7 protein-coding genes are annotated in these 12319 nt (G+C 67.7%); 5 read left to right on the forward strand and 2 right to left on the reverse strand.

Going from position 1 to position 12319, the window contains the following annotated elements; translation table 11 throughout:
* Positions 1-40 precede the first annotated feature (40 nt).
* Both ACM0PK_RS06560 and ACM0PK_RS06565 read right to left on the reverse strand, forming a co-directional pair.
* The gene (locus ACM0PK_RS06560) at positions 41-3016 is read right to left on the reverse strand and encodes a TonB-dependent receptor domain-containing protein (protein WP_414606939.1); all 2976 of its coding nucleotides are present in this window, start codon (positions 3014-3016) and stop codon (positions 41-43) included.
* A gap of 134 nt (positions 3017-3150) precedes the next feature.
* Positions 3151-6510, reverse strand: coding sequence for a TIM-barrel domain-containing protein (locus ACM0PK_RS06565; RefSeq protein WP_414606938.1), 3360 nt, complete (start codon positions 6508-6510; stop codon positions 3151-3153).
* Between the two features lie 322 nt (positions 6511-6832).
* Here ACM0PK_RS06565 and ACM0PK_RS06570 point away from each other — a divergent pair, with 322 nt between their 5' ends.
* Genes ACM0PK_RS06570 through nagA form a run of 5 tightly spaced genes read left to right on the forward strand, consistent with a single transcriptional unit; the run spans position 6833 to position 12191 of the window.
* Entirely contained in the window at positions 6833-7987 is a 1155-nt protein-coding gene (locus ACM0PK_RS06570; protein ID WP_188240531.1) for an SIS domain-containing protein, read from the forward strand.
* Positions 7980-8918, forward strand: a complete 939-nt coding sequence (locus ACM0PK_RS06575; protein WP_414606937.1) for an ROK family protein — start codon at positions 7980-7982, stop codon at positions 8916-8918. The genes ACM0PK_RS06570 and ACM0PK_RS06575 overlap by 8 nt, the downstream gene beginning before the upstream one ends.
* A gap of 16 nt (positions 8919-8934) precedes the next feature.
* Positions 8935-10269: a D-tagatose-bisphosphate aldolase, class II, non-catalytic subunit gene (locus tag ACM0PK_RS06580; protein ID WP_072167994.1), complete on the forward strand. Its 1335-nt coding sequence runs from the start codon at positions 8935-8937 to the stop codon at positions 10267-10269.
* 33 nt (positions 10270-10302) lie between these two features.
* Entirely contained in the window at positions 10303-11079 is a 777-nt protein-coding gene (locus ACM0PK_RS06585; protein WP_049417055.1) for a DeoR family transcriptional regulator, read from the forward strand.
* The gene (gene nagA / locus ACM0PK_RS06590) at positions 11076-12191 is read left to right on the forward strand and encodes an N-acetylglucosamine-6-phosphate deacetylase (RefSeq protein ID WP_072167995.1); all 1116 of its coding nucleotides are present in this window, start codon (positions 11076-11078) and stop codon (positions 12189-12191) included. The genes ACM0PK_RS06585 and nagA overlap by 4 nt, the downstream gene beginning before the upstream one ends.
* The last annotated feature ends 128 nt before the right edge of the window (positions 12192-12319 follow it).

Here is a 12319-nt window from a genome sequence, read left to right on the forward strand (position 1 = left end):
GTGCCGGCCGCAGCCGGCACGCCAGGTCACGCAAACGGAATTACTTGAACCGGTAGCCGATGGTCACACTGTAACCACGGCCGAAGATGGTGGCGTAGTCACTGGAGTCACCCAGGAAGCTGTTCGGATCGTAGAACGGCAGGCGGTTGAACAGGTTCTTGACGGTGAAGCTCAGGTTCCACGCATCGTCCGGGCGCCAGGTGACGCTCATGTTGGCGGTCCACCACGACGGTGCACCATCGCACTTGCTCTTCTGCAGGGCCAGGTAGCCGCCGGTGCAGGTTTCCTTGTTGTTGCTCTCTTCGTCGATCTGGTCGGTAGCCCACTTGGTGCCACCCACGTAGTTGACGAACATGCTGGTGGTCACCTGCTTGTAGGTCCAGTCTGCATTGAGCGTGGCACGCAGGCGCGGGTTGTTGTAGTAGCCCACCACGTCGCCGTAGTACCAGCCGTTCTCCGCGTCCATATAGAAGCGGTTGCGGTTGGCGATGGTGGCGGCCAGGCCGATGTTCAGGTTGCCCCAGTCGCCCAGCGAGAAGCGGCTGCGCGCGTCGATGTCGAAGCCGTCGATCAGCGTCTTGCCGCGGTTCTTGTACTGGCCGACCACGCTGGCCACGTTGCCGGCGGAGTAGCCCGGCAGGGTGGCCGGGCAGCTCACGCCGCTGGCCGGGTCGGCGCACATCGCCGCCAACTGGGCAAGATTGGCACGGTCGCTGTCGGTGATCGGCGAGCGCGACATCGAGATGATGTCTTCCATGCGGCGGTAGTCCGGCGCGACGATTTCATTGTCACGGTAGATGAACCAGTAGTCGGCCGACACCGACAGCCAGGTTGCTGGCTCGTATACGAAGCCGAGGGTGGCGATCTTGGCCTTTTCCGGCTTCAGGTCCTTGTTCGGCTGGGTCATGCGCGCCACGGTGCGGCTGCAGTCGACGTTCAGCAGGTTCTTGCCGAGGTCGACGTCACCCGGCCGCTGCGACTTCAGCAGCAGGTTGGCGATGGCGTTGGTCTCGCCGCAGCGCAGTTCGTCACGGAAGCCACCGAGCTGGGCGAACACGCCGCCGTTGCCGGACTCGGCCAGGCTCGGTGCGCGGAAGCCGGTGGAATAGGTGCCGCGCAGCATCAGCTGATCGAACGCCTGGTACTTGAAGCCGATCTTCGGCGCGATGTTGGCGCTGAAGTTCGGGTACTTGTCCACGCGCACCGCCGCATCCAGTTCCAGCTTGTCGGTGATCGGCGCCACGGTCTCGGCGAACAGCGCGTAGGTGTTGCGCTTGCCGTCGAACCACGAGCCGCCCTGCTGGGTGATCAGGCCATTGGCCGCATCGGCGTTGCCCGGGGTGTAGAAGGTCTCACGGCTGGCGTTGAAACCGAACGCGGCGCGCATTTCGCCCGCCGGCAGCTGGAACAGCGGTCCTTCGATCTTGCCGTCCAGGGTATGCAGGCGGGTCCACGACTGGATGTCGAAGGTCGGGAACGCTTCACGGATCAACGCGGCGTTGGCTTCGCTGATCTCGCCGAACTTGTACGCCGGGTGGTCGGAGATGATCACCCGACCGGTACCAGGATCGATCGTGTACGGCCCGAACGCCTTCTCGAAGCCCTTGGTGTTGACGTTGATCGTCTGGTAGGTGGTGGAGTGGGTACCAGCGCTGGCGAATGCGGTTTCCCAGTTCCAGTCGCCCCGGTTGCCACGCGCACCGGCCAGCACGCGGTAGCTCTTGTCGGTATTGCGCTGGCCGAAGTAGTTCGGGCCGGCATCCTGCAGCAGGTAGTTCAGGCCGACCACGCCGCCCATCATGGCCTTCAACTGCGGGCTGGCGTGGTTGTACTCGTTGTTCGGGCCCAGGAACGGGTACAGGAACTGGTTGACGGTGTTGCCGGTGTTGCGCGAGAACCAGCTGGTCGGGTTGCCAGTCGTGGTGCCATAGGTGCGCGGCGTGCCGCCGTTGGCGCGCAGGTCGATGTCGGTGTAGGTCGCCTCGGCGAAGATCTCGGTGTTGTCACCGACCAGGAAGGTGCCGTTGAGGTAGGCGGTGTTGCGCTCGGACTTGGCGCCGGCATCGATCTCGTTGTTCATCCAGGTTTCCCAGACGCAACGCGGGCCGGCCGCTTCACTGGTCAGCACGTTCCTGCAGCCCGGCGCAGCTTCCTGCACGCGGCGGCCGGTGACCGGATCGAAGGCGAAGTAGGTGCCCGGGTTGAACTCGCCCGGCCTGCTGCCCACGCCCAGGCGTAGGTTGTTGAGGTAGTTCGGGTTGTTGACGTAGTACTGGTCCGGACGCTTGTCGTAGAAATCGCTCAGCGGAATCGCGTCGCGACGGTACATGTTGACCGCGCCGTAGATGTTGAAGCGGTTCTCGGCCAGGTCACCGAAGCCGGCGGTGATGCTGGCCTGGCGCTCACCGTAGGAATCGATGCGCGAGGAGGTGTCGTTGGTGAAGCTGATCTCGGCACCCTGAAAGTTGCGCTTGGTGATCACGTTGATCACGCCGGCCACCGCGTCGGTGCCGTACACCGCCGAGGCGCCGTCGGTCAGCACTTCCATGCGCTCGATGGCCGCGGCCGGAATCGCATCGATGTTGACGAACTGGGTCTGGAAGCCGGCAGGGGCACCGTAGTACGACAGGCGGCGACCATTCAGCAGCACCAGTGTGCCCTGCGCGCCCAAGCCACGCAGGTTGGCCTGCGAGGCACCGTCGGAACCGGTGAACAGCGAGCGCGCGTCCTGCTGCGCAGGGCGGGCGGCCGGCAGGTTGTCGAGCACCTGCAGCAGCGTGCGCGCACCCATGTTCTGGATGTCCTGCTTGCTGATCACCTGCACCGGCGAGGCGGTTTCAACGTCGGTGCGGCGGATGTTGGAGCCGGTGACCTCGATGCGGGCCAGGTCGGTGGCGTTGTCCTTGCTCTCCTGGGCGAAGGCAGGAGCGGCAAGCGAGAACAGCGCGCCGGCAATGGCCAGCGTCAGCGGAGCGATCGAGCGGCAGGGGGGGCGGTGGTGGCGGGCGGGCAACATCGGGGTTCTCTCCTGGCAGGGGTGCGGCGCTACTGAGTGAGCGCGTGGGCGTTCGGCGGGCAAAACGCTCCCGGGCCACGGCCATGAGGGCCGTAGTCGGGATGGGGCGGGGGAGGAGCGGTGTTACGTGGGGGTCATGGGGCGACGATGCTGGCGGAGTCGCCCTCCTGGCCGATCAGTACGGCGTTGGCCCAGTTGGCACAGACCTGGGCGGGTTGGCTGCCCTGCGCACCCAGCGTGCGCAGGCTCAGGGTGGAAAGGCCACGGATGTCCAGCTCCGGCTTGACCACGCCGGGCGCCTTCACCAGGCCGCTGTCGTACAGCAGGCGGTTGTCGCCCCATACCTGGAACTGCAGGCCGCCGGCGTTGCGGCAGGCGTCGTCGATGCCGAGGTCGGCACGCAGCAGGTGCCAGCCGCCCTGCAGGCGCAGGTCGATGCGGCTGTTGGCGCCGACCCCCAGGCCACGGCGGAACTGCAGGCCGTTCATGCGCATGCCGGCGTCGCCACGGAAGGACTGGTCGGTACGCAGCTGGCTGGCCAGCGCGGCCGGCACCGGCAGCTCGGAGAGATAGCGCTGCCGGGCCGGTCGCTCCGGTTCCTGGTGTTCGAGGATGTGGAAGGTGGACAGTGCGATCGGGCCGACGTCGCGCGGCTGCAACGCATCGAAGGCGCGGGCACTGCCCTGTGCGGCGGTGACCATCGGGTCGGTGCTGCTGGCGCCGTCGCCTTCAGGGTTCTGCACGCTCAGTACGCGGAAGCGCAGCAGGCGGCCGGCATGGGCCGGGAAGTCGATGCGTTGCACGCCTTCCTTCAGCTGCAGGCGGCCACGGGCGATCGGCTCGCCCCACTCGCCATTGCTGTCGCCCAGGTACACCTCGTAATCGCGCACCTGGCCGTGCTTCCAGTTCTTGTCGTTGCGCGGCGCGATGTCGATGCCATCGATCATCCTGCGCTCGCCGAAGCCGATCACCCACTCGTGCGCGCCAGTGCGCACGGCCTGGTTGCGCACGCTGCGGAACCAGGTGTTGGGATCGTCATCGAAGGCGTTCTCCAGCGCATGGCCGGGCTCCTCGGCCGGGCGGTTGACCACCAGCAGGCTGTCTGCGGGCAGTTCGCGGCCCAGTACCGGCGCGGCCGGATAGGCATCGTCGGCGGCCGCAGCGGCCACCGCGAAGTCCAGCTGCAGCTGCAGCGGCTGGCGGATGTCCTGGGCAGCGGTGCGCACATGCAGCGTGCCGCGACGCTCCCGCGCGTCGAAGTACCAGCCCTCGTTGGCGCTGTTGAAGGCGGCGGCATCGGCCAGCGCCGGCAACGCACGGCCACCGGCCTGCACTGCACGCGGCGCCTGCCGGCTGAGCACGCGCAGGCCGTAGCGGCGCTGCGCCAGCTGGCCGTTGTACTGGCCCTGCACCGCGTCGATCTGCACCTGCACCGGGCCGCTGCCCTGCGCCGGCGCCTGCACGCGGATCTGCTGCGTGCTCGACTCGCCCTGCTGGTAACGGCGCGTGTTGCCATCGTCTTCGTACAACGTGTACTGCGAATCGCCCTGCGGGTACAGGTCGAAGGTCACTTCATCGAGCGGCTTTTCGCCATCGAACAGCATCGACGGGTACATCGGCAGGATCGCACCGGCACGCACGAACACCGGCAGCGTGGCCAGGTCCACCTGGCGGTCGAGCTGGCGGCCGTCGGCACCGGCCTGCACGCGGCGGCCGTCCCAGTAGTCGATCCAGCCGCCGGCCGGCAGGTGGATGTCGCGGCGCCAGCCACGGCTGGCGGCCTGGCTGCGGTACACCGGCGCCACCAGCAGTTCGCGGCCGAGCAGGAACTGGTACTTGTAGGTCTCATCCTGTGCATGCGGGTCGCGCGGGTAGTCCCACATCAGCCCCCGCACCGGCGGTGCGCCGGTCTGCGCGGCCTCGTGCACCAGCCCGTACATGTACGGGGTCAGGCGCATCTTCAACTTCAGGTAATCGCGGTTGATGCTGCGGTACGGCTCGTCGTACCACCACGGGTGCTTGCGCGCATTCGACGACCAGCCGCTCATGCCCATCAGCACCGGCGTGAACGCCTTCCACTGCAGGTCGCGGGTGAAGGTCTCGGCGCTGCCGCCGAAGATTGCATCGACGTCGCCACTGGCGTAGGCCATGCCGGACAGGCCCGAACCGACCAGGGTCGGCACGTGCCAGCGGATGTAATCCCAGCTGCTGCTCTGGTCGCCGGTCCACGCTACGGCGTAGCGCTGGATGCCGGCCCAGCCCATCACCGTCCACAGGAACGGGCGCGAATCGGAATTGTCGAGGATGCCGTTGAACGCCTGGCGGTTGGCGTCCATCGCGAACTGGTAGCCCTTGCCGGTCCAGGCCACGTCCAGCTTCTGCACGCGGCTGCCGGCCTTGCCCACTTCCCAGGCGATCTTGTCGACGCCGTTCTCGGTCCACAGACCGGTGCGGAAGCCGTACTTGGCCAAGCCCTGCACGGTTTCCGGCAGCTTCTTGTAACCGCAGCCGTAGCCATCGTTGGGCAGGATCCAGCCACCGGGCATGTCGTGCTCGCGGTACTGCTTGGCCACGCTGTCGATCACATCCGGCGTGGTGCCGGTCGGGCCGTCGCTCCAGCCTTCGGGCACGGTGCCGGGCTTCTTGCTGTTGTCGCTGTCGTTGTAGCAGTCGGCATCGCCGTAGGACAGCGCCCAGCGCGCCACCATGTTCGGGCGGCCGGTCAGCTGGGTGTAGCGCTCGATCAGCTTGGGCAGGTCGGCGCCGACGAAGTAGTACGCGTCGAAACGGTCTTCGCGATGCAGCAGCGTGGCCTGGTCGGGCTGGCGCAGGTCGTAGCTGCCATCGCTCCACGTATTGCGCAGCATGCCCCAGCCACGGCTGCTCAGCAGCATCGGTGCAGGACTGGGGCGGTCACCCTCTTCCCAGCCGCCGGAATAGGACACTTCCAGCTCGCGGCCCTTGAACTGGTAACGGCCATTCTGCTGGCCGCCCCCGAAATAGCCCTCATCGGCCTGCGAGGACAGCACCTGCACGCTCTGCGTGGCCTCCAGGTCCAGCGGCTGCAGTTCCTGCCACAGCGCGGTGGGTTGGCCGTTGTCCAGGCGTTCCAGGCGCAGGCGCAGCGGTTGCCGCTGCACATGCAGGACCAGTGCGTCGGTACGCACGCGGATTTCCTGCGCGTCTTCTTCCAGCTGCGCCTGCACGTTCGCCTTGGGCTGCGGCAGAACGATCGGTGCGGCCTTGTCGCCGGCGCCGGTCAACGTGCCGTTGCGGCCGGCCTGCACGCGGATGATGTCAGTCGCCGGCAGTTCAATGCGGATGCGCGCGCCCTTGTCGGTCTGCAGGTCCCAGCCCTGCACGCCGTCGCGGCTGGCGCTGGCGCTGACCGATCGCAGGTTGCCGACCGGCTCGGCCCGGGCCGTCATGGACGCCAGCATCAAGGCCGGCACCAGGGCCAGCATCAGCGGCGAGCGACGAACGCAGTTTTCCACGCGGACTCCCAACCCGTTCACCGGGCGTTTCGAAAGCGATTGGGCCGACTCTAGGGCAGCGATTCGAAAGATGTCAACAAATTGAAAGGAAAAAGGAAGATATATTCCATTGAAACGAAAGTTGTTGCGTCGCAATACTTTGTGTAAGCGCTTGCAGTCGCCTGTTAAGCATTGTGCGATACGGCATTTGACCCGTCCTTTCGTTTTCCTGGTCATGCCGCGACTGGGAAAGCGACTCGGCCATTTTCTTTCTTTTTACTTTCGATGTTTGACATTTCGAAAGAAAACGCAGATGGTGCGCTGGCCCAACTGGAACCTCCGAATGGACGTCACCCTGCTTTCCGATGTGTCCGCCTGGCAGCGCCTTGGCGGAGCCGACACCGCAACCGAAATCGCCCAGCAGCCTGCGCTGTGGGAAGCACTCGCACAGGACCTGTCGCGTGCCCGCGACCGCCTGCAGGCCTTCCTTGGCGACAGCCTCAACAATTCCAACCAGCGCGTGCTGTTCACCGGCGCCGGCAGTTCCGGCTTCATCGCCGAGATGGTGGCTGACGCGATCAACGCACAGTGGCCGGCCGAGGTGCGCGTGGTGCACACCACCAGCCTGCTGACCCACCCGGCGCTGTACCTGCAGCGTGACCGCCCGACCCTGCTGGTGTCGTTCGGCCGCAGTGGCTCCAGCCCGGAAAGCGTGGCAGCGGTGGATCGCGTGCGCAGCGACGTGGACGACGCGCGCTTCCTCGATATCACCTGCAACGCCGATGGCGAACTGGCCCGCCGTGGCGCCGGTCGTGCCGATACCTGCACCCTGCTGATGCCGTCGGCCAGCTGCGACCGCGCCTTCGCCATGACCAGCAGCCTGACCTGCATGCTGCTGGCGGCACTGACGGTGTTCGATCGCTCTCCGTGGGATGCGCGCGTGGCGCGCCTGAAGCAGATCGCCGCGCTGGCCCGCGAAGGGCAGGCGCAGTGGGACGCACCAGTGGCAACGCTTGCGCAGCGCCCGTTCAACCGCGTGATCTACCTTGGCAGCGGCCCGCTGGAAGCGCTGGCCCGCGAGTGTGCACTGAAGGTGCTGGAGCTGACCGCTGGCCGCGTTCTGGCGCTGGCCAACACGCCGCTGGGCTTCCGTCACGGCCCCAAGTCGACGCTGGATGGCAACACCCTGGTGGTGGTGCTGCGCAGCGTGCAGCCGCTCGCGCGCCGCTACGAGCAGGACCTGCTGGAAGAACTGCGCCGCGATGGCGTGGCCGGGCAGGTGCTGGCGATCGGTCCGCATTCGGATATCGGCGCCGATGACGATTACACCCTCACCGTACCGGCGCTGGACGATCCGTGGCTGGCACCGGTGTGGCTGGGCTTCGCGCAGCTGTTCGCGCTGCAGCGCTCGGCCGCGCTGGGACTGACCCCGGACAACCCGTTCCCGGACGGCACCGTCAACCGCGTCGTCAAGGGCGTCACCATCCACCATGGCTGAGCTGATCGCCCACGCCTGCTATGGCATCGACATCGGCGGCACCAAGATCGAGCTGGTGGCGTGCGATGCGGCGATGCAGGTCACCTGGCGCCGCCGCGTGGCCACGCCGCAGGGCGACTACGATGGTTTCCTGCAGGCCGTGGTGACGCTGGTGGCCGAGGCCGACGCCGCGCTGGGCCGGAATGATGCGGCCATCGGCATTGCCCTGCCCGGCGTGCGTGACCGCCGCAGCGGCCGCCAGCTCAGCGCGAACGTGCCCGCACTGACCGGCCAGTGCGTGGCGCAGGATCTGCAGGCGCGGCTGCAACGCTCGCTGCATTTCGGCAACGACCTGCAGTGCTTTGCCCTGTCGGAAGCGCACGGCGGTGCCGCCGAAGGCTATCCCAGCATGTTCGGCGCCATCCTCGGCACCGGTGCCGGCGGCGGCTTCTGCCTGCAGGGCCGGCTGCTGTCCGGCTTCAACGGCCTGGCCGGCGAGTGGGGCCACTGGAGCGTGCCCGGCCATCTGCTGGAGCGCCATGGCCTGCCGCTGCTGGACTGCGGCTGCGGCCTGCAGGGCTGCGTGGAGCGCTATGTCTCCGGCAGTGGTGTAGCAATGATCGAACGCCATCTCGGTGGCAGCGCCGCCAACGCCAGCGCGGTGATTGCCCTGGCCGAGGCCGGCGATGCGCGCGCACGCAAGGCGCTGGACATCCATCGTGACCTGCTCGGCCACAGCCTGGCCGCGCTGGTGCTGGCGCTGGACCCCCACGTGATCGTGCTCGGCGGTGGCCTGTCGCAGTACGCGCCGCTGTACCAGCAGCTGCCGGCCGCCATCGCCGCCCATCTGTTCGATGGCGTGCAGGTCCCCCCGATCGTGCCGCCACGGTTCGGCGATGCCGGTGGCGCACGTGGTGCCGCCCTGCTCGCCTGCCAACCCTCGTTTTCCTGATCTCCGGAGCCTGACCATGTCCCCGTTGCAGACCCTGCTTGCTTCCCACCGCGCCGGCGCCAACGTCGGCCTGTACAGCGTCTGCTGCAGCAACGAGCAGGTGCTGCGCGCGGCCATGCACGTCGCCCTGGCGCATGGCACCGTGCTGCTGATCGAGGCCACCTCCAACCAGGTCGACCAGTTCGGCGGCTACACCGGCATGACCCCGCCGCTGTACCGCGACTACGTGGGCACGCTGGCCGATGAGGAAGGCTTCCCGCGCGAGCGGCTGATGCTGGGCGGCGACCACCTCGGCCCGAATGCCTGGCAGAAGCGCCCGGCGGCCGAAGCGATGACCCACGCGCGCGTGCTGATCGAAGCCTACGTCGCCGCCGGTTTCCACAAGATCCATCTGGATTGCAGCATGTCCTGCGCCGATGATCCGGTGCCGCTGCCCGATGCCATCGTCGCTGCGCGCTCGGCCGAGCTGGCCGAAATCGCCGAACGCACCGCCGCCGAACATGGCCTGCCGCCGCCGGTCTACGTGATCGGTACCGAAGTGCCGATTCCCGGAGGCGAAGCCTCGCTGGCCGAGGGCCTGCAGGTGACCACGCCGGCCGCCGCCGCGCAGACCCTGGCCATCCACCGGCAGGCCTTCGATACCCCGCAGCTGCGCGATGCATGGCAGCGTGTGATCGCGATGGTGGTCCAGCCGGGCGTGGACTTCGACCACAGCAGCGTGCACGAGTACGACGCTGCCGCTGCCAGTACGCTGGCCGATTTCCTCGAACAGCAGCCACGCATCGTGTTCGAAGCGCACTCCACCGACTACCAGCGCGAGAGCGGCCTGCACGCGCTGGTGCGCGACCACTTCGCCATCCTCAAGGTCGGGCCCGCGGCCACCTTCGCCTACCGCGAAGCGCTGTTCGCGCTGGCCGCGATCGAGGCCGAACTGCTGCCGGCGGCACAGTGCTCGCGCCTGCCGCAGGTGCTGGACGAGGTGATGGTGGCGCAGCCGAAGTACTGGCAGTCCTATTACCAGGGCGATGACGCCGCGCTGCGCCTGCTGCGCAGCTACTCCTTCAGTGACCGCTGCCGCTACTACTGGGGCGAGCCCGCGCTGGTGCAGGCGGTGCAGACCCTGTTCGCCAACCTGGAACAGCACGCGCCGCCACTGGTGCTGCTCAGCCAGTACCTGCCGGAGCAGTACCGCGCCGTGCGTGAGGGCACGCTGGCCAACACCCCCACCGCGCTGGTGCAGCACCGCATCGGCCTGTGCCTGGGCGAGTACGCGCGCGCCTGCAGCGCCAACCAGGCCGGAACCCGCACGCAGAACGCACGTTCGGCTGCCGCAGTTGCTGCGAACGGCTAATCTCTACCTTTCCCCGCGAAACCGAGAATGGCCATGCGCAACACCCGCTCCCGCCGGCAACAGATCCTGCAGCTGCTGATCGAGCACGGCTCGGTGCAGGTGGCCGATCTGGTCGAGCGTTTCGGCGTGTCGGCGGTGACCATCCGTGCCGACCTGACCCACTTCGAGTCGCAGGGGCTGGCCAACCGCACCCACGGCGGCGCCACCCTGGTGCGCACGCCGCCGCAGGAACAGGACATCCATGAGAAGGACGCGCTGAACCTGCCGTTGAAGGAATCGATCGGTGCGCGCGCTGCGCGCTTGGTGCAGCCGGGCGACAACATCATCATCGATTCCGGCTCGACCACGATGACGCTGGCCCGCCACCTGCGCGCGCATCGCGACGTGACGGTGATGACCAATGGCCTGAACATCGCCTGGGAACTGGCCAATGCCGCGGGCATCACCGTGCTGCTGACCGGTGGCCTGCTGCGCCAGCAGTCGCTGTCGCTGCAGGGCAGCCAGGCCGAGGCCAGCCTCAACTCGTACAGCTTCGACACCCTGTTCCTGGGCGTGGATGGCCTGGACCTGCAGTTCGGCCTGACCACCCACGACGAGGCCGAAGCCCGCCTCAACCACCGCATGGTCGAGCGCGCGCGCCGCATCGTGGTGCTGACCGACGCCTCCAAGTTCGGCCGCGTCAGCCTGCACCGCATCGCCCGCCTCGACCAGATCCACGCCATCATCACCGACGCCGGCATCGACGACGCAACCCGCGAAGGGCTGCAGCGGCTGGGTATCGAAGTGATCATTGCCGAGCCTCCCGCATGACCGACATCCGTTCCCTGCATGGCCGCATCCTCACCCCGCTGGGCTGGCGGCGTGGCCAGGTCCACTTCGATTCACACGTGCGCCAGCTGCAGGTGGATGACCACAGTGGTGCTGACGACCTGCAGCTGCCGGTCATCCTGCCCGGCTTCATCGACCTGCATGTGCACGGTGCGGCCGGGGTGGACCTGATGCAGGGCGGCGACGTGGCGCGCACCATCGCGCGCACCCATCTGCGCTTCGGCACCACCACGCTGCTGGCAACCACCATGACCGCCGGCCTGGATGAGATCGAGCACGCGCTGCAGGGGGTGGCTGCGACGATGGCGGCGCCCGATGCCGACGCCGCCCGCATCGTCGGCGTGCATCTGGAAGGACCGTTCATCAGCCCGCAGCGGCTCGGTGCACAGCCCAACCGTACGATCGAGGCGACGCTGGCGCTGGTGCAGCAACTGCACGCACTGGCGCCGATCCGGGTAATGACGCTGGCACCGGAAATCGGCGAGCACACCGCACTGATTCCGGCGCTTTCGGCGATGGGCATCCGCGTGCAGCTCGGCCACAGCGCCGGCACCTACGAGGAAGGCGTAGCCGCGCTGCAGGCCGGCGCCTCCGGCTTCACCCATCTGTTCAATGGCATGACCGGTGTCGACCATTACCGACCCGGCATCGCCGCGGCGGCGCTGGCGCATGCACAGTACGCCGAGATCATTCCCGACCTGCAGCACATCCATCCCGGCGTGATCCGCCTGGCCGCGCGCGCGATCCCACGCCTTTACGCAGTGACCGACGCGACGGCCGCCACCGGCATGCCCGATGGCGAGTACGCCCTGGGCGAACAGCGCGTGCACAAGTGCGGCGGCTGCGTGCGCCTGGCGACCGGTTCACTGGCCGGCAGCGCCCTGACCATGGACCAGGCGCTGCGCAACCTGGTGCGCGTGGGTCTGGAGCTGGCCGACGCTTCGCAACGTGTTTCCACCTTCCCGGCCGACTACCTGGGCCTGGGCGATCGCGGCCGCATCGCGCCCGACGCCCGTGCCGACCTGGTGGTGCTGGACGCCGAACTGCGCCTGCAGCAGGTGGTGGTGAGTGGGCGCGTGGTCGATCTGAACTGACACGCGCGATGCGGCCCGGATGCCGCGCAGGCTCCCTGTAGAGCCGAGCCATGCTCGGCTCAGCGCGCGAAGCGCGGCATGGGGAACCTCGATATCGGAACGGAAAGCGGCCGAGCATGGCTCGGCTC

This window comes from Stenotrophomonas sp. FR010, from assembly GCF_047520755.2.
Taxonomy (GTDB): Bacteria; Pseudomonadota; Gammaproteobacteria; order Xanthomonadales; family Xanthomonadaceae; genus Stenotrophomonas; species Stenotrophomonas sepilia.